This window comes from Gilvimarinus gilvus, assembly GCF_030518155.1.
GTDB classification, from domain to species: Bacteria; Pseudomonadota; Gammaproteobacteria; order Pseudomonadales; family Cellvibrionaceae; genus Gilvimarinus; species Gilvimarinus gilvus.
This window is the reverse complement of record NZ_JAULRU010000418.1, coordinates 290,977-308,181: the sequence shown is the minus strand read 5'-3', so window position 1 is coordinate 308,181 and position 17,205 is coordinate 290,977. Positions and strand designations below refer to the sequence as shown.

General features: G+C 51.6%; 17 protein-coding genes. 15 read left to right on the top strand and 2 right to left on the bottom strand.

The window, feature by feature from the left end; genetic code table 11:
- On the bottom strand, positions 1–771 hold the full coding sequence (gene map, locus QWI17_RS08110) for a type I methionyl aminopeptidase (RefSeq protein ID WP_302722014.1): 771 nt from the start codon (positions 769–771) through the stop codon (positions 1–3).
- 79 nt (positions 772–850) lie between these two features.
- Positions 851–2,044, bottom strand: coding sequence for a mannonate dehydratase (uxuA, locus tag QWI17_RS08105; protein WP_302722013.1), 1,194 nt, complete (start codon positions 2,042–2,044; stop codon positions 851–853).
- Between the two features lie 340 nt (positions 2,045–2,384).
- On the opposite strand from uxuA, the gene rpsB reads away from it, so the two are divergent.
- The 15 genes from rpsB to rnhB all read left to right on the top strand — a co-directional run bounded on the left by rpsB (position 2,385) and on the right by rnhB (position 17,202).
- Entirely contained in the window at positions 2,385–3,128 is a 744-nt protein-coding gene (gene rpsB, locus QWI17_RS08100; protein ID WP_302722012.1) for a 30S ribosomal protein S2, read from the top strand.
- A 108-nt stretch (positions 3,129–3,236) separates the two neighbouring features.
- The gene (gene tsf / locus QWI17_RS08095) at positions 3,237–4,106 is read left to right on the top strand and encodes a translation elongation factor Ts (protein ID WP_302722011.1); all 870 of its coding nucleotides are present in this window, start codon (positions 3,237–3,239) and stop codon (positions 4,104–4,106) included.
- 139 nt (positions 4,107–4,245) lie between these two features.
- The gene (gene pyrH / locus QWI17_RS08090) at positions 4,246–4,989 is read left to right on the top strand and encodes a UMP kinase (RefSeq protein WP_302722010.1); all 744 of its coding nucleotides are present in this window, start codon (positions 4,246–4,248) and stop codon (positions 4,987–4,989) included.
- On the top strand, positions 4,979–5,536 hold the full coding sequence (gene frr, locus QWI17_RS08085) for a ribosome recycling factor (protein ID WP_302722009.1): 558 nt from the start codon (positions 4,979–4,981) through the stop codon (positions 5,534–5,536). The genes pyrH and frr overlap by 11 nt, the downstream gene beginning before the upstream one ends.
- A gap of 120 nt (positions 5,537–5,656) precedes the next feature.
- Positions 5,657–6,373: a polyprenyl diphosphate synthase gene (uppS, locus tag QWI17_RS08080; RefSeq protein WP_370659601.1), complete on the top strand. Its 717-nt coding sequence runs from the start codon at positions 5,657–5,659 to the stop codon at positions 6,371–6,373.
- Positions 6,366–7,211, top strand: coding sequence for a phosphatidate cytidylyltransferase (locus QWI17_RS08075; protein ID WP_302722007.1), 846 nt, complete (start codon positions 6,366–6,368; stop codon positions 7,209–7,211). The genes uppS and QWI17_RS08075 overlap by 8 nt, the downstream gene beginning before the upstream one ends.
- 4 nt (positions 7,212–7,215) lie before the next feature.
- The gene (gene ispC / locus QWI17_RS08070) at positions 7,216–8,415 is read left to right on the top strand and encodes a 1-deoxy-D-xylulose-5-phosphate reductoisomerase (protein WP_302722006.1); all 1,200 of its coding nucleotides are present in this window, start codon (positions 7,216–7,218) and stop codon (positions 8,413–8,415) included.
- Between the two features lie 7 nt (positions 8,416–8,422).
- Positions 8,423–9,778: an RIP metalloprotease RseP gene (rseP, locus tag QWI17_RS08065; protein ID WP_302722005.1), complete on the top strand. Its 1,356-nt coding sequence runs from the start codon at positions 8,423–8,425 to the stop codon at positions 9,776–9,778.
- Positions 9,779–9,873: 95 nt separating this feature from the next.
- Positions 9,874–12,531, top strand: coding sequence for an outer membrane protein assembly factor BamA (gene bamA, locus QWI17_RS08060; RefSeq protein ID WP_302722004.1), 2,658 nt, complete (start codon positions 9,874–9,876; stop codon positions 12,529–12,531).
- 54 nt (positions 12,532–12,585) lie between these two features.
- Positions 12,586–13,098: an OmpH/Skp family outer membrane protein gene (locus QWI17_RS08055; protein WP_302722003.1), complete on the top strand. Its 513-nt coding sequence runs from the start codon at positions 12,586–12,588 to the stop codon at positions 13,096–13,098.
- Positions 13,099–13,117: 19 nt separating this feature from the next.
- Entirely contained in the window at positions 13,118–14,146 is a 1,029-nt protein-coding gene (gene lpxD / locus QWI17_RS08050; protein ID WP_302722002.1) for a UDP-3-O-(3-hydroxymyristoyl)glucosamine N-acyltransferase, read from the top strand.
- Positions 14,147–14,202: 56 nt separating this feature from the next.
- Positions 14,203–14,640 (top strand): 3-hydroxyacyl-ACP dehydratase FabZ, encoded by a 438-nt coding sequence (fabZ, locus tag QWI17_RS08045; protein ID WP_302722001.1) that lies wholly within the window; start codon positions 14,203–14,205, stop codon positions 14,638–14,640.
- A gap of 30 nt (positions 14,641–14,670) precedes the next feature.
- Complete coding sequence (gene lpxA / locus QWI17_RS08040; RefSeq protein ID WP_441294587.1) at positions 14,671–15,441, top strand: acyl-ACP--UDP-N-acetylglucosamine O-acyltransferase; 771 nt, start codon at positions 14,671–14,673, stop codon at positions 15,439–15,441.
- A 7-nt stretch (positions 15,442–15,448) separates the two neighbouring features.
- The gene (gene lpxB, locus QWI17_RS08035) at positions 15,449–16,597 is read left to right on the top strand and encodes a lipid-A-disaccharide synthase (RefSeq protein ID WP_302721999.1); all 1,149 of its coding nucleotides are present in this window, start codon (positions 15,449–15,451) and stop codon (positions 16,595–16,597) included.
- Positions 16,597–17,202, top strand: coding sequence for a ribonuclease HII (rnhB, locus tag QWI17_RS08030; RefSeq protein WP_302721998.1), 606 nt, complete (start codon positions 16,597–16,599; stop codon positions 17,200–17,202). The genes lpxB and rnhB overlap by 1 nt, the downstream gene beginning before the upstream one ends.
- The last annotated feature ends 3 nt before the right edge of the window (positions 17,203–17,205 follow it).

The window sequence follows — 17,205 nt, the reverse complement described above, 5'->3', positions numbered from 1 at the left end:
TTAGAAAGACTCCTCGGTACGGGCGGTTAGCACTTCAACACCGTCGGCGGTGACCGCCAGGGTGTGTTCCCACTGCGCCGACAGCCGGCCGTCTTTGGTTTCCACTGTCCAGCCGTCGCGTTTTAGTTTGGTTTGGGCTTTGCCGGCATTGATCATAGGCTCGATGGTAAAGGTCATGCCTTCTTTGAGTTCCATACCGTTACCGGCTTTACCGTAGTGCAATATTTGTGGTTCTTCGTGAAACACGGTGCCAATGCCGTGGCCGCAGTATTCGCGCACTACTGAATAGTAATTTTTTTCGGCGTGTTTTTGAATGACTTCACCGATATCACCCAATCGACAACCGGGTTTAACCAGCTCGATGCCTTTGTAGAGACACTCTTGGGTGACTTCTACCAGGCGTTTCGCGTGTGGCGCCGCTTCGCCCACAAAGTACATCTTGCTGGTGTCGCCGTGGTAACCGTCGAAAATTACGGTGACGTCGATGTTGATGATGTCGCCGTTTTTGAGAATTTTTTTCTCAGAGGGAATGCCGTGGCAAATCACATGATTGACAGATGTGCAAATAGACTTGGGAAAGCCGCGGTAGCCCAGGCAGGCGGGGATCGCTTTTTGCTCATTGACAATGTGGTCATGGCATAGCTTGTCGAGCTCTGCGGTGCTGATGCCCGGCTGGACGTGCTCGCCAATCATCTCCAGCACTTCGGCGGCCATGCGGCCGGCGATGCGCATTTTTTCGATGTCTTCCGGTGTTTTGATGGATACGGTCATGATGTCTCGCTTTGGGGGCGGCGTCCACGCGCCGCCCATGTGGCTGCAAACCTATAGTTTAACGTATCGCGCCAAATGACTACAGTGCGGCGCGGCTGTTGAGTGTTTCCAGGGTGTGAATCACCCCGCGCAACTCGGCGAGACCACGCATACGCCCAGCGTAGGAGTAGCCTGGGTTAATGCCTGCTTTGCCAATCTCATCACCCATCAGGTGGCCGTGGTCGGGGCGCATAGCGATTGCAGGCAATGCGCTGTTGTTTTGGCGGCGTCGCGACTCTTCTTCGATCAGTGCGCCAATTAGTCCCACCATGTCGTTGTCGCCATCGAGGTGATCAGACTCGTAGAACGAGCCGTCGGCCTCGCGTTTAATGTTGCGTAAGTGAACAAAGTAGATGTTGTCGCCAAACTCGCGAACCATATCAACCAGGTCGTTATCACCACGGGCGCCGTAGGAGCCGGCGCACAAGGTTAGTCCGTTGGCGGGGCTTTTGACCGCTGCCAATAGGGCGCGGGCGTCATCCTGGGTGGATACGACCCGGGGTAAGCCGAACAAGGAGAAAGGCGGGTCATCCGGGTGAATGGCCAGTCGCACACCCACCTCTTCGGCAACCGGCACCACAGCGCGTAAAAAAGCGAATAGGTTGGTTCGCATACCTTCGTCACCCAGAGCAATAAACTGCTCGATGGCGGCTCGAATGCCGTCCCGGTCGTAGCTGCCTTCGCCGCCGGGCAAGCCGGCGATGATGTTTTTCTCCAGCAGATCTTTTTCCTGGCCGCTCATAGCATCGAGGCGCGCTTTGGCCTTATCGAGCACCTCGGGCGCGTAGTCGGCTGCGGCGTTGGGCCGCTCTAAAATGTAGACGTCATAGGCGGCGAAGTCGCTTATTTCAAAGCGCAAGGCCTGAGACTGATTGGGCAGATTGTAGGATAGGTTGGTACGGGTCCAGTCCACTACCGGCATAAAGTTATAGCAGACGTCGAAAACTCCCTCGGCGGCGACGTTGCGCAGCGACTGCAGGTAGTTGGCGATATAGCGCTCGTAGTCGCCGGTACGGGTTTTAATGTCATTGTGCAGGGGAATGCTTTCGATAACGCTCCACTCCAGGCCCGCCGCTTCTATCAATTGTTTGCGGGCTTTAATCTCTTCGCGCGGCCAGACTTCGCCGGTAGCGATATGGTGAAGGGAGGTTACAATGCCGCTCGCGCCTGCCTGGCGGATATTGGCGAGTGTTACTGTGTCTTGGGGGCCGAACCAGCGCCAGGTCTCTTTCATGGCTTCCTCTTTATGGGCTTGTTTGCTTGTCGTTGTGTGGGTGGGGCCGTATCTGGCTCCTCGGGTCTAGCGGGCTATAGTAGGGCGCGGCGCGGCGCGGGTAAACCCACAAAAGGGTAAAAAAGCTTTAATCCGTGTCTTTGCTGTGGTATAAAGCGCGCCTCTTGCGTGCAAGCCTGGCTGGATTTGCGTCCTTTTGGGGTGAGCCACTGACATTTAGTGGGGTGTGCGAGAGACTAAACTTTAACGTCACACATGCACCGTCACGTTCAGCCTGGGTGCCCTTCGGGGTTGGTTGTCGGGGTGTATGGAGGCCTAACCCGATTACAGGAAACTTATTATGCCTACAGTAAGCATGCGCGATATGCTGCAAGCCGGTGTCCACTTTGGTCACCAAACTCGTTACTGGAACCCAAAAATGGACCGTTTTATTTTTGGCGCTCGTAACAAGATTCATATCATCAACCTAGAGCACACCGTACCTGCATTCAATGAGACTCTTGAGCACGTTCAGAAATTGGCGTCGCAGAAGAAGAAAATCATGTTTGTTGGCACCAAGCGCGCCGCTCAAAAAATCATCAAAGAGCAGGCCGAGCGCACTAACCAACCCTTTGTGAGTCATCGCTGGTTGGGTGGTATGTTGACCAACTTCAAAACCATTCGTGCCTCTATCCGCCGCTACCGCGAGCTGGAAGCGCAGTCACGCGACGGTACTTTCGAAAAGTTGACCAAAAAAGAAGCGCTGATGCGCGCCCGCGACATGGAGAAGCTAGAGCGCTCCATCGGTGGTATTAAAGACATGGGCGGCCTGCCAGATGCGCTGTTCGTGATCGACGTTGATCACGAGCGTATCGCGGTTCAGGAAGCCAATAAGCTGGGTATTCCGGTTATTGGTGTGGTTGATACCAACTCTAACCCAGACGGTATTGATTACATCATTCCAGGTAACGATGACGCCATCCGCGCCATCCGCCTGTATGTAACTGCCATCGCCGATGCATGTGCCGAAGGCGCAGCGCAGGCTCAAAGCGTACCGAATAAAGATGAGTACGTAGCTGCTGACGGCGAAGCCGCCGCGCAGTAAGCGCCACTGGCCTGTCATCTTTACAGGTTAGATTGACGCTCAAGGGGTAAACCGGCGGTTTACCCCTTTTTTCAAACGAATTTGGATAAATATAGAGAGGATAGATACATGGCAGCTATCTCTGCTTCATTGGTAAAAGATCTGCGTGAACGCACTGGCCTCGGCATGATGGAGTGTAAAAAAGCTCTGAAAGAAGCCGAAGGTGATATCGATCTGGCGATTGAGAACCTGCGTAAAGCCAGCGGCTTGAAAGCCTCTAAGAAAGCCGGCCGCACCGCAGCTGATGGTGTTGTTGCCGCTAAAGTGGCCGATGACAACAGCTATGCCGTACTGGTTGAAGTGAACAGTGAAACTGACTTTGTTGCTCGCGACGAAGGCTTCCTGGCGTTTGTTAACACCGTTGTGGAAAAGGCCTTTGCCGACAAGCAGTCTGACGTTGCCGCGTTGATGGCGGGCGAGTTGGAATCTGCCCGTGAAACTCTGGTGCAGAAAATCGGCGAAAACATCAATGTCCGTCGTGTAAACGTGGTTGAGGGTGGCGTTGTCGACGCTTACGTTCACTCCAACAACCGTATTGCCGCTGTCGTTCAGCTGGAAGGCGGTAACTCTGAGTTGGCGCGTGATGTTGCGATGCATGTGACTGCGGTAAACCCTCAGGTTGTTAAGCCGGAAGATATGCCTGCCGAGATCGTCGAGAAAGAAAAAGAGATCATCAAGGCGCAGCCCGATATGGAAGGCAAGCCAGAGGCTATCGTTGAGAAGATGATGATGGGTCGCATCAACAAGTTCTTGAAAGAGGGCAGCTTGATTGAGCAGGCTTTCGTTAAGAACCCGGAAGTGACTGTGGGTAAACTTGCTGCTGAAGCCGGCGCCTCTGTGTCTAGCTTTATACGTCTGGAAGTGGGCGAAGGCATTGAGAAAGAAGAGACTGATTTCGCCGCTGAGGTTGCCGCTCAGGTAGCTGCCTCTAAAGGTTGATCAAATCTTCGCCGCCTAGCGGCTTCTTTGTTCGATCACTCGAATAAAGCCTCTCAAAAAGGAGGCCGGATACCCATCCGGCCTCCTTTTGTTGTAAACTGCCTCCCGTTTTTGTCACCACTTCCTCAGGAGCACACCCATGGCCAGTTCTCGTGAAAAAAAGTATAAGCGGATATTGCTGAAGCTCAGCGGTGAAGAGTTGATGGGGGCAGAGGGATTTGGTATCGACCCCAAGGTGCTGGACAAGATGGCGTTGGAAATCGGCCAATTGGTCGGAATTGGCGTTCAGGTGGGCTTGGTCATTGGCGGCGGCAACCTGTTTCGCGGTGCGGCACTGAATGCGGCGGGCCTGGATCGGGTCACCGGAGACCATATGGGCATGCTGGCTACCGTGATGAATGCACTGGCCATGCGTGATGCGTTGGAGCGCTCCAATATATCTTCACGCGTGATGTCTGCTATCCCCATGAGCGGTATCGTCGAGCACTACGATCGTCGACACGCCATTCGCTGCCTGAATGCGGGTGAAGTGGTGATATTTGCGGCGGGCACGGGCAACCCTTTCTTTACCACAGACTCTGCCGCGTGCTTGCGCGGTATCGAAGTCGAGGCCGATATCGTTTTGAAGGCAACTAAGGTAGACGGCGTGTACAGCGCTGACCCCATGAAGGAGCCTGACGCGACTAAATACGACCGCCTCACTTATGACAAAGTGCTCGAAGACAAGCTCGGAGTAATGGATTTAACCGCGATCTGCCTGTGCCGGGAGCACGATATGCCAGTTCGCGTATTTCGCATGAACAAAAGTGGTGCGCTGCTCAACATTGTGGTGGGCAGTAACGAAGGCACCTTGATTGAGGAGGGGGCAACCCATGTTGAATGATTTGAAAAAAGACGCTGAAGACCGCATGCAGAAAGCCGTAGTGGCAATGGGCAATAACTTAAATAAGATTCGCACCGGCCGGGCTCACCCGAGTCTGCTCGATGGCATGACTGTCTCTTATTACGGCGTCGACACGCCGCTGTCGCAAGTGGCTAACGTGATGGTAGAAGATGCCCGCACACTTTCAGTTAAGCCTTGGGAAAAGCAGATGGTGCCCGAAATTGAGAAGGCCATCATGAAGTCGGATTTGGGGCTGAATCCGTCCACCTCGGGAGATAATATTCGACTTCCGCTGCCAGCGCTCACCGAAGAAACCCGCAAGGGCTACATCAAGCAGGCGCGCGCTGAGGCCGAAAATGGGCGGGTTGCGATTCGCAACGTTCGCCGCGATGTGTTGTCTGACGTTAAGTCTTTGTTGAAAGACAAAGAGATAACCGAAGATGAAGATCGTCGCACTCAAGATGAAGTGCAAAAGATTACCGATAAATATATTGCTGAAATTGATAAGGTTCTGGCGCAAAAAGAACAGGATCTGATGACCGTTTAAGGTTATTCGAACAGAGCTGGACTTAGCCCGGTCCGGCTTTTCTTAAAATAATATGGGCGAGATTCACCAGCCCAGGAGCGAGTTGTGTCCGGCAGTCAGTTACGTCATATCGCCATAATCATGGATGGCAATAATCGCTGGGCAAAACAGCGAAAGCTTTCGGGAGTTGCGGGACACCGCGAAGGTGTTGAGCGTATCCGTGAGGTGATGTCGGCGTGCCAGGAGCTGAATGTTGAGGTGCTAACCCTTTTTGCGTTTAGCAGCGAGAACTGGAAGCGACCCAAGCGTGAAGTAGATGCCTTGATGTCACTTTTTCAAGTCTACCTCAAGCGTGAAGCTAAAGATCTCAAAAAGCGTGGCGTTAAATTGCAAGTTGTGGGCAACCGCAGTCAGTTTAGTCCGGCGCTGAATACTGCCATTGCGAAAGCTGAACAATTGACCAACGTTGCCGAGGCTAAAACCACCTTGGTGATTGCCGCCGACTACGGCGGGCGTTGGGATATTGCCCATACCGCGGCAAAGCTTGCAGAGAAAGCGCTTGCCGGCGAGATAGCGCCGGCAGATATCGATGAGATGCTTTTTACCCAGCACACAGCTCTGGCCAACTTACCCGATATTGACCTGTTGGTTCGAACGGGAGGAGAGCAGCGTATCAGTAATTTTGTCCTTTGGCAGGCGGCCTATGCCGAGCTGCACTTTTCGCCCGTATTGTGGCCGGATTTCAGTGGCGAGACGCTAAAAAATGCGGCCGACGATTTCTATTCGCGCCAGCGCCGTTTCGGTAAAACTCAGGAACAGTGCGCTGAACCTTTAAAACAAGGCGGTCAACATGCTTAAACAACGTGTTATTACCGCCATTCTTCTGGCCGCTGTATTTTTAGGCGTATTGTTCTTCTTACCTGTTGCACTGTTTCCGGCGTTTGTCGCCACCATTGTCCTGATCAGTGCGTGGGAGTGGGCGAACCTAAGCGGGATTGGGTCCTGGTGGGGGCGGGCTGCCTATGTGGTTCTGCAGGCTGTGGTCATTGCTGTTGCCGCCTATTATGTCGGTGCTTTACCCGTGGACACCACAGGTGCACTGGCCGAGGAACGCTACCGCAATCTGTTGATTATTGGGTGTACCTGGTGGGCGGTAGCGCTGCTTTGGGTGCAGGGGTATCCGAGCAGCGCCCTGTTGTGGCGTCACACCGCTGTGCGAGCCGTCATGGGGCTGTTTGTATTGGTTCCCACCTGGGCGGCTTTTAGCTTCGTGCGGCTGCAAGAGCAGGGCGCATGGCTAGTGCTTATGATTGTCGCCGTGGTGGCGGCGGCCGATATAGGCGGCTATTTTGTTGGCCGCCGGTTGGGGCGTCATAAGTTGGCCCCCAGTGTAAGCCCCGGCAAAACGTGGGAAGGCTTTTTAGGTGGCGTGACGGCCAATCTGTGTCTGGCGCTGGTGATTTGGCTGACGACAGGGCAGGCAATACTGTCGATCGTAGCGCTTGTTATTCCAACCTCGCTGGTGTCGGTGTTGGGTGATTTGCTAGAGAGCATGATTAAGCGCGAGCGCGGTATAAAAGACAGCAGTGCGCTCTTGCCCGGGCATGGCGGTGTACTGGATCGTGTAGACAGTTTGACTGCGGCCGCGCCGGTATTCGCTTTGGCGCTGATCGTCGTTGATTACACGGTAGGTTAGCGCCATGCAGCGGGTCAGTATTCTCGGATCAACCGGTTCCATTGGTGTCAGTACGCTCGATGTACTGGCGCGCCATCGCGATCGCTTCGAGGTGTTTGCTCTAACGGCGGCCAGTCGCTGGCAGACGCTGCGTGATCAGTGCCTGGAGTACGGGCCTCGCTATGCTGTGATGTCTGACCCACGGGCTGCAGAACAGCTCAGGCATGCTCTGCACGAGGCTCACTCGGCGGTGGAAGTTCTGAGCGGCCCGGCGGCGTTAGAGCAGGTGGCGGCTTGTGCAGAGGTCGACTGTGTAATGGCGGCCATTGTCGGTGCTGCAGGGTTGTTGCCGACCTTTGCCGCGGTGAAGGCGGGCAAACGAGTTTTACTGGCCAATAAAGAAGTGCTGGTAATGGCTGGCAACTTGTTTATGGCAGAAGCCAAACGCTCTGGCGCGCAGGTTTTACCTATAGACAGCGAGCACAACGCGATTTTCCAGTGTTTGCCTTTGACCGTGTCGCTGGGCCAGGGCATCGCGTTGCCCCAGCTCGGCGTGAGTAAAATTATTCTGACCGCGTCCGGTGGCCCTTTTCGGGATCTGCCGGTTGCTCAGTTGGGGCAGGTAACACCAGAGCAGGCCTGTAATCACCCGAACTGGGATATGGGGCCTAAAATATCGGTTGATTCAGCGACCATGATGAATAAAGGGCTGGAATTTATCGAGGCGTGCTGGCTGTTTAACGCGTCGGCGAGCGATGTCGAGGTAGTGATTCACCCACAGAGTGTCATCCACTCAATGGTAGAATATGTCGATGGCTCGGTCTTGGCTCAGCTGGGCAACCCAGATATGCGCACGCCCATTGCTCACGCTCTCGGTATGCCCGAGCGCTTAGTGTCGGGTGTCGAGCGCCTCAACCTTGTGGCGAATGCCCGGCTTGATTTCGAGGCGCTGGATGAAGAGCGTTTCCCCTGTATGGCCTTGGCCAGGCAAGTAGCCCAAGCGGGTGGCACTATGCCCGCCGCATTAAATGCGGCCAACGAAGAGGCCGTCGCTGCCTTTTTGGCAAATAGGTTGCGTTTTAACGATATAGCCCGGGTAATTGCCAGGGTGCTTGAGAAATTTGATTCAACTGAACCGGCGGATTTGGCTGTTGTCCAAAGCGCCGACGCCTGCTCGCGCCGGCGAGCTCAAGAGGTCATTGAGCATTTAGGTGGCAAACAATGAGGTCGACGTGAACATAGTACAAATGGTCTTTTGGTTTTTTGTTGCCATCATGGTCTTGGTGACAATACACGAGTTCGGCCATTTCTACGTGGCCAGGCGCTGTGGCGTCAAGGTGCTGCGATTTTCCGTCGGTTTTGGCAAGGTGTTGTTCAGTCGGCGCGACAAGCATGGCACCGAGTTCGCTTTCTCTGCAATACCCCTGGGCGGATATGTCAAAATGCTCGACGAGCGCGAGGGGGTTGTCGCCGCTGGCGAGAAGCATTTAGCGTTTAACAACAAAAGCGTTTGGCAGCGCATCGCGGTGGTACTGGCCGGGCCTGTGGCTAATTTGGTATTGGCTGTACTAATTTTTTGGTTGTTGCTGGTGGTGAGCGGTGAGCGGGGAGTGGCGCCTATCATCGGTGAGGTGACCCCAAACTCTGTTGCTGAAGCGGCGAATCTGGAAGTTGGGCAAGAAGTGATGATGGTTGATGGTATGGCCACGCCGTCTTGGCAACAGGTACAAAAGCAGCTGTTGCGCCGCCTGGGTGAGAGTGGGCCGATTAGCTTCACCGTTAAATACCCCAGTTCAAATTTACAATATCAGTCTGAAGTTCAGCTTGACCAATGGCTGCGCGGCGCTGAAGATCCACAACCGCTGGCCGGTTTGGGTGTCAAACCTTATATTCCTGAGGTACCGGCAATAGCGGGGCAAATTTTGGCCGGTTCGCCCGCTGAACAAGCCGGGTTGGAGTCAGGCGATCAAATTGTCCGGGCTGGTATTGCCCCCATTGGCAGTGCTCAGGACTGGATTGATTTCGTCAAAGCACGCCCCGGCCAGACATTCGACGTTGAGGTGCTGCGCGCTGGAGTGCGGACTAACCTGACGATGACGCCGGAACAAGTCAGCGAAAATGGTGAGTCTTTTGGCCGAGTCGGTATGGGGTTCGCGCCTTATGAGTGGCCAGAAGAGTTTATCCGCCATTGGGAGTACGGCTTGGTTAACGGTTTTATTGCCGCTGTTGACCGAACTTGGGAAACTTCTGCCTTTGTTCTGATGTCTGTTAAGAAGCTGATTTTCGGAGAGATTTCCACAAAAAACTTGAGTGGAGCCATCACCATTGCTAAGGTTGCGGGTTCTGAAGCAGAAAACGGCTGGCGCAGCTTTCTGCGCTTTCTAGCAGCGCTCAGTGTGATGTTGGGTGTATTCAACCTCCTCCCTATTCCTGTGTTGGATGGTGGTCATTTAATGTACTACATCGCAGAGTTGATTAAGGGAAAGCCGGTATCAGAGAAGGTGCAGGTGGTGGGATACCAGCTTGGACTGGTTATGGTCGTGGGCTTGACTCTGTTAGCACTTTATAACGACATTATGAGGCTCTAACTCCGGAAACAAAGCATGATGCCACCAGCGAGTAAGCCGGTGGGCCTGGGCTCTGTGTTGCTGCAGACAAGAAATTCAAAAATAGAAAGAATTATATGACACAAGTTGTTACACGATTGATCGGCCTTATCGCTGTTGTTGCCTTTTCTATGGTCGTTCAAGCGCAGACCTTCCGGGTTAACGATATTAGGGTAGAGGGGTTGCAGCGGGTTTCCGCAGGAACCGTATTTAGCGCACTTCCTATCCGCGTGGGTGATACCTTAAGCGATGTCGATATTCAGCGCGCTATTCGAGATTTATTTCGGGTCGGCCTGTTTACCGACGTATCGATTGGTCGCGATGGCGACGTGTTGGTATTGATGGTCAAAGAGAGACCAGCAATCAATGAGATAACCATCGAAGGTAATAAGGTCATTAAGACTGAGCAGCTCATGGAAAGCCTGACTGAGAACGGCTTGTCCGAGGGGCAGATTTACCAGAGCGCAACCTTGAACATGATCAGTCAGGCGCTTGAGCGCGAGTATATTGGTCAGGGCCGCTATGGCGCATCGGTTGATCTGGAGGTGGAAGATTTACCGCGCAATCAGGTAAAGGTACTGGTGACGATCGATGAAGGTGAAACCGCGCGTATTAAAAAAATAAACATAATTGGTAACAGCGATTTTAGCAACGAAGAGTTACTCGATTTGTTTGAGTTGCAAACAACCGGTTTGTTTTCCTGGATTACAGGCGATGACAAATACAACAAAGAAAAACTCACCGGTGATATTGAACGGGTAGAGTCTTATTATCTCGATCGCGGATACTTGGCATTTAGTCTTGACTCCACTCAGGTTTCACTGAGTCCGGATAAATCTAAAGTTTATTTGACGCTCAACATTCGCGAAGGCGATGTATATACAGTGAGCGAAGTGGATTTGGCTGGGGACCCGGCTATTGATGAGCGCTTCATTCGCCGCATGATTCTAATGCGTGAAGGACAAACCTTTTCGCAGACCCTCATGACCACATCATCTGAATATATTACTAACCGCTTGGGTAATGAAGGTTATACGTTCGCCGAAGTGGAGGGTATTCCCGAGCCCAATGACGAAGATAAGACGGTAAAAGTTACCTTCTTTATCGATCCTAAAAAGCGAGCTTATGTAAGACGAATTAATTTCCGCGGTAATACCGCGACACAGGACCATGTGTTGCGCCGCGAAATGCGGCAGATGGAGGGCGGATCGGCTTCCACTGCGCAAATCGAACACTCCAAGGTTCGCCTTGAGCGCTTAGGTTTTTTCAAAGAGGTCAACGTAGATACGGTTGAGGTACCCGGTGTTCCCGACCAGGTGGATGTGGATTTCAGTGTCGAAGAGCAGCCATCGGGCAGTATGGGATTACAGGTGGGGTATGCTGAGTATTCTGGACTGTTGCTGTCAGGCAATATTCAGCAGAATAACTGGTTTGGTACGGGTAAGCAGGTGGGTATTTCGGCGAGCCACTCGCAGTACCAAACGGGTTACAACTTTAATTACAACGACCCGTATTTTACCCCCGACGGGGTGAGTAGAGGGTTCAGTATTTTCTATCAGGCGAGTGATTATGCTCGGGTGAATGTGGCGGGTTACAGTACCGATGTTTTCGGTGGCAATGTGCAGTTTGGATATCCGATTTCCGATATCGAGCGGTTAAGCTTTGACGTAGGCTTTCGCAACCTTGAAGTAAAGCCAAGCACCTACTCGGTTCGGGAAATTATTAATACGCCCTTGTATCAGCCCGGCTTGGAGTATATTTCACAGAGCGATTGGATAGAGTTGCTGGATAATCAGGACGTTAGCGACAATCCGGAAATGGTTTACGATACCTCGCCGATACCGACGGACTTCGATAGTGATGTCGACGGTGTTCGTGGCGAGCCCGGTTTCCTCGATGTGCACGGTACCGAATTCCACGACTTTACGGCAAACCTGGCTTGGGCTAAATCAACACTTAACCGCGGTATTCTTGCTACACGCGGTTCATCGCAGCGCTTAGGTGTTGAGCTCGCATTACCTGGTGGCGATCTTGAATATTACAAAATCACTTATGATGCACAGTGGTTTAAACCGCTAACGCGTCACCTAACGCTGCGCTTAAGAACGAATTTAGGTTGGGCGGATTCCTATGGCAAAACTGAAGAGTTGCCCTTTTTTGAGCACTTCTATGCCGGTGGTTTTGGCTCGGTTCGCGGTTTTGAGCGAAATAGTTTAGGGCCTCGCGGAACCTACGCTGAAACCTCTTTCCTGCCTGAAATGTTGTGGGATGACAGGAACGGTGATGGCTTTGTCGATAGTGGTGAGGAAAGTGGCAATTACGGTGTTTTGTGTGAGGACCCGACCTTAGGCTTCTTTGCCGGCACTACATGCCGACCTGGCGAGTTAATTACGCGCCGCAGTGGTACTGTTACCGATCAAACCCGCTCTTTTGGGGGGAATTTCTTGATCGAGACCAGTGCTGAAGTTATTTTCCCGCTACCGTTTATTGAAGATCAACGTTCGTTCCAGGCAGCATTTTTTGTTGATGCAGGTAATGTTTTTGACACCAATTGTGGCGCAACTCAGGTAAACTGCTTCGACTTTGCTATGGAGAAAATGAGCGTATCAGCGGGTATTGGTCTGACCTGGATCTCTACGTTCGGGCCCATGACTTTCTCGTTATCTGAAGCATTACAGAAAAACGAGTTCGACGATGAGAAATCCTTTAACTTCACGCTCGGCCGGTCGTTTTAGGGTAATACGAAAAGTTTAAATTCATTTTTTACGAAAATTTTAAGGGGATTTACTGTGAACTTAGTTAAGCGAATTTTACTGGCGACGGCACTTATGACGGCAAGTGTTGGCGCTTTGGCTGAAGGTAAAGTGGTTACGCTGGATATGCAGCGCGCAATGATGGCCAGTGACTTGGCAAAAAATACCGTTGAGAGCCTGCAAAAAAATGCCGAGTTCACTGCTTTGCGTGCCAAGGTGGAGAGCCTAGTTGCCGATCTGAAGGCGCTACAGGAAACAGCTGAAAAAGACAGCATGACTTGGTCTGAAGAAAAAATGGCCGAGCACCGTAAAAAAGTGGAGTACTTGCGTGCCGATTACGAGCTGGCGCAGAAAAAAATGCAAGCAGAACAGCAACAAGTATTGCAGCGTGTTCAACAACAATTGTCACCAAAAATCCCTCCAATTCTCGAGCAGCTCATCAAAGACGAAAAAATTGGCATGATTATCAATGCGCAGTCTGTTTTCCACGCCGACGCCGATCACGATATTACGGCTAAGTTGGTTGAGCGTCTCAATAGCGCCGAGTAATACAATACTGGAAAAACGAGTGACTTGTTATACGCTCCGCGATATTGCGGAAACAGTAGGCGCGACGTTAAGAGGAGATGCCGGTTTAACCATAACCGGCATTGCTGGTTTGGGGCGCGCTAAAAATGACCAAATTGGTTTTCTCGCCCAATCACGTTTTCGTCAACAGCTTTCGACCTGTAAGGCCGGGGCTGTTATCTTACGTGAGCAGGATGCGGATATGTTTTCCGGCAACCTCTTAATCGTAGAGGACCCGTATCTCGCCTACGCCAAATTAACCCGGTTGTTTGACTCAAGTTATACCGTGAGTGCCGGTATCCACGCATCGGCGGTTGTTGCGGGAACGGCGAGGATAGATGCAGGTGCCGAGATTAGTGCGAACGCTGTGATTGGCGAAGACGTGGTTGTCGGTGCCGGCGCTAGTATAGGGCCCGGTGTTGTGGTTGGCGATAGAGCACAAATAGGTGCAGGAACGAGACTTTTTGCCAACGTTAGTGTTTACCATGATGTCATAATAGGCGAGCACTGCATTGTCCACAGCAATACGGTTATTGGTGGCGATGGTTTCGGATTTTCACCTGATCGGGAGCGAGGTGGGTGGCGCAAAATTCATCAACTTGGCACCGTCAGGATCGGCAATCAGGTAGAAATTGGTTCTTCTACGGCAATCGATCGCGGTGCGTTGGACGATACGGTAATCTGTGATGGTGTCATTATCGATAATCAGGTGCATATTGCTCACAATGTCGTCATTGGCGAGAATACCGCGATAGCAGGCAATTGTGGTTTTGCTGGCAGCACTGTTGTAGGAAAAAACTGCACCTTTGCCGGTGCCGTTGGCGTTGTAGGGCATATAGAAATCGCCGACAATGTGCACATTACAGGGATGACGATGGTGACTAAATCAATACTGGAGCCAGGTAATTATTCCTCTGGTACCAGCGCCGCTCCTTCCAGAGAGTGGCGTAAAAATGCCGTTCGCTTCAATCAGTTGAATGAACTGGCTTCCAGAGTTAAGGCTCTGGAAAACAAAAATGAAAAGTCTTAATCCACCGGTTAAATCCGGTCATTGAAGAGCGCCAATGGCGCAAAGGCCGTAAGATAATGATGGACGTAAATGAAATTCGCCAGTATCTACCACACCGCTATCCATTTCTGTTGGTGGATCGTGTCGTTGAGCTGGTGGAGGGCGAGTCGATTGTCGCCTATAAAAATATTACCGTAAATGAGGATGTGTTTAACGGCCATTTTCCAGATTTTCCGGTTTTCCCAGGAGTCATGATTCTTGAGGCTATGGCGCAAGCATCTGGAATTTTGGGTTTCAAAACGATGGACAAGAAGCCACAAGACGGCTCTATATATCTTTTTGCAGGTATTGATGATGTTCGCTTCAAGCGACAAGTTATACCTGGTGACCGACTCACACTAGAATCGAAGGTCGTGTCGTCTAAGCGGGGCATTTGGAAGTTTTCCTGCCAGGCTACGGTCGATGGTGAATTGGCCGCATCGGCTACTATTTTGTGTGCTGACCGCAAGGTCTAGCTACCTTTGGTTGCGGGGTTTAATTCCACCTTGATTGATTCCAGAGCAATTATACACCCTGATGCCGACGTCGCCGATGATGTCGAGGTCGGTCCCTGGACGACAATTGGTGCCGGGGTAAGTATTGGGCCGGGTTGCCGTATTGCGTCACATGTGGTGATAAAAGGCCCGACTATTATTGGCCGCGACAATGAGATTTTTCAGTTTTCGTCCGTTGGTGAAGACACTCCCGATCTGAAGTATGACGGTGAACCTACGCGGCTAGTTATTGGCGACAATAACGTTATCCGTGAAGGTGTTACTATTCATCGCGGCACGGTGCAGGATCGGTCAGAGACAACAATCGGCAATAATAACCTGATTATGGCATATGCCCATATCGGTCATGACAGTGTTTTGGGCGATCACTGTATCCTTGTTAACAATACGGCATTGGCGGGTCATGTGAATGTCGGTGATTGGGCCATTCTCAGTGGTTTTACCCTTGTTCATCAGTATTGCAATATCGGAGCTCACAGCTTCACCGGTATGGGAAGTGCCATAGGCAAAGATGTGCCTGCGTTTGTTATGGTCAATGGAGCGCCGGCTGGTGCTAAGAGTATAAACTCTGAGGGTCTGAAGCGTCGTGGCTACAGCAAAGAGCAGATCATGGCCATTAATCGGGCCTTTAAGATCATTTACCGGCGTGGGTTAACGGTTGACGAAGCCTTGGCGCAACTACAAGTACTTGCCGAAGAGTGCTCTGATGTACAAATGTTGATTGATTCACTGCAACAATCTAAGCGCGGTATTGTCCGCTGATATTTTTATGACTGAACCTGTTCGTATAGCTATAGTCGCGGGAGAGTCCTCTGGCGACTTGCTTGGGGCTGGCTTAATACAAGCGCTAAAGCATCACTATCCGCATGTCGAGTTTTCAGGGATTGGCGGCCCCAAAATGCTCGAGCAAGGCTTTCACTCTTTTTTTCCACAAGATCGCTTGGCTGTCATGGGCTTAGTCGACCCCTTAATGAGATTGCCTGAGCTACTTAAAATCCGTCGATTTTTATTTGAACACTTCACTGAGCACAAACCGGATTTATTTCTTGGTATCGACTCGCCAGATTTTAATTTAACGCTTGAAGAAAAACTGCGTAAGGCCGGGGTGACAACGGCGCATTACGTTAGTCCATCAGTATGGGCGTGGCGCTCTGGGCGTATCAAAAAAATAAAACGCGCTGTCGACCTTATGCTGACCATTTTGCCCTTTGAAAATGTCATTTATCAGCAACATCAAGTGCCGGTTAAATTTGTAGGTCATCCTTTAGCCGACGAAATTGCTATGCAGCCTGATAAGAAATCCGCGCGCCAACAGCTTCAGTTGGATGAGCAGTCGGCCGTGGTGGCTTTAATGCCCGGCAGTCGCCATAGTGAAGTGGAGCGACTCGGCCCACTTTTTTTTCAGGCCGCTAAATTGATGCTCAAACAGCGTCACGGCCTGACGTTTGTATTGCCAGCGGCCAGCGGTCAGCGCTATAAACAGTTGCATCAAATGTTAGGGCCTCACAGCGAACTGCCGGTAAAATTGGTACAGGGACAGTCGCAAGAGGTTATGGCTGCAGCCGATGTGGTGTTGCTCGCTTCGGGTACCACAGCGCTCGAAGCCATGCTGCTAAAAAAGCCTATGGTTGTCAGTTACAAAATGGCGTGGCTGTCTTTTCAAATTATGAAAGCAATGGCGCTTGTGCGATTTGTCGCTTTGCCGAATCTATTGGCCGATCGCGAACTTGTACCCGAATTGTTGCAGTCTGATGCAACACCGGAACAAATGGCTGAGGCTGTTTTGCGGTATTTCGATGCGCCTGAACTAACCAGTGAGCTTATCGACGAGTTTAAGCGGCAACATCACACACTCAAGTGCGATGCGAATGCCAGCGCGGCATCAGCTCTAGTGGAATTAATCGAGGGACAATCCTAATGGAGCCATTTGTCAGCGCTTATAACGGGGATTTGTGCGCCGGTGTTGATGAAGTAGGGCGTGGTCCATTGGCCGGTGATGTGGTCGCAGCTGCAGTCATACTTGACCCTGTACGGCCCATTGAGGGGCTTGGTGATTCTAAAAAGCTAACAGAAAAAAAGCGCGAGCTGTTGTTCGATGTTATTCAGCAAAGAGCACTGAGCTTCTGTATAGCACGGGCAAGCGTACAGGAAATTGATAGTATTAATATACTGCAGGCGAGCTTATTGGCAATGAAGCGGGCGGTTGAAGGATTGACCATTAAGCCCAAGCATGTATTAGTGGACGGCAACAAAATTCCTAACTGGGCTTTCAGTGCTGAATGTGTGGTAAAGGGCGATGCACGAGTCAGTTCAATAGGTGCAGCTTCAATACTCGCTAAAGTCACGCGAGACCGCGAAATGATTGCTATGGACACAGAGTATCCAGGCTATGGTTTTGCCGGCCACAAGGGATACCCTACTAAAGTGCATATGGCCGCCTTGGAAAAGCTTGGGCCGTGTCCGACTCACCGCACTTCTTTTGGCCCGGTAAAGCGGCTAATTGAGCAGCTAGAGATGTTTTAGCGA

Bases quoted from the DNA above. Each gene is read 5' to 3' on its own strand.
- map (WP_302722014.1), bottom strand. From the start codon at position 771: ATGACCGTATCCATCAAAACACCGGAAGACATCGAAAAAATGCGCATC.
- uxuA (WP_302722013.1), bottom strand. From the start codon at position 2,044: ATGAAAGAGACCTGGCGCTGGTTCGGCCCCCAAGACACAGTAACACTC.
- rpsB (WP_302722012.1), top strand. From the start codon at position 2,385: ATGCCTACAGTAAGCATGCGCGATATGCTGCAAGCCGGTGTCCACTTT.
- tsf (WP_302722011.1), top strand. From the start codon at position 3,237: ATGGCAGCTATCTCTGCTTCATTGGTAAAAGATCTGCGTGAACGCACT.
- pyrH (WP_302722010.1), top strand. From the start codon at position 4,246: ATGGCCAGTTCTCGTGAAAAAAAGTATAAGCGGATATTGCTGAAGCTC.
- frr (WP_302722009.1), top strand. From the start codon at position 4,979: ATGTTGAATGATTTGAAAAAAGACGCTGAAGACCGCATGCAGAAAGCC.
- uppS (WP_370659601.1), top strand. From the start codon at position 5,657: ATGGATGGCAATAATCGCTGGGCAAAACAGCGAAAGCTTTCGGGAGTT.
- QWI17_RS08075 (WP_302722007.1), top strand. From the start codon at position 6,366: ATGCTTAAACAACGTGTTATTACCGCCATTCTTCTGGCCGCTGTATTT.
- ispC (WP_302722006.1), top strand. From the start codon at position 7,216: ATGCAGCGGGTCAGTATTCTCGGATCAACCGGTTCCATTGGTGTCAGT.
- bamA (WP_302722004.1), top strand. From the start codon at position 9,874: ATGACACAAGTTGTTACACGATTGATCGGCCTTATCGCTGTTGTTGCC.
- fabZ (WP_302722001.1), top strand. From the start codon at position 14,203: ATGATGGACGTAAATGAAATTCGCCAGTATCTACCACACCGCTATCCA.
- lpxB (WP_302721999.1), top strand. From the start codon at position 15,449: ATGACTGAACCTGTTCGTATAGCTATAGTCGCGGGAGAGTCCTCTGGC.
- rnhB (WP_302721998.1), top strand. From the start codon at position 16,597: ATGGAGCCATTTGTCAGCGCTTATAACGGGGATTTGTGCGCCGGTGTT.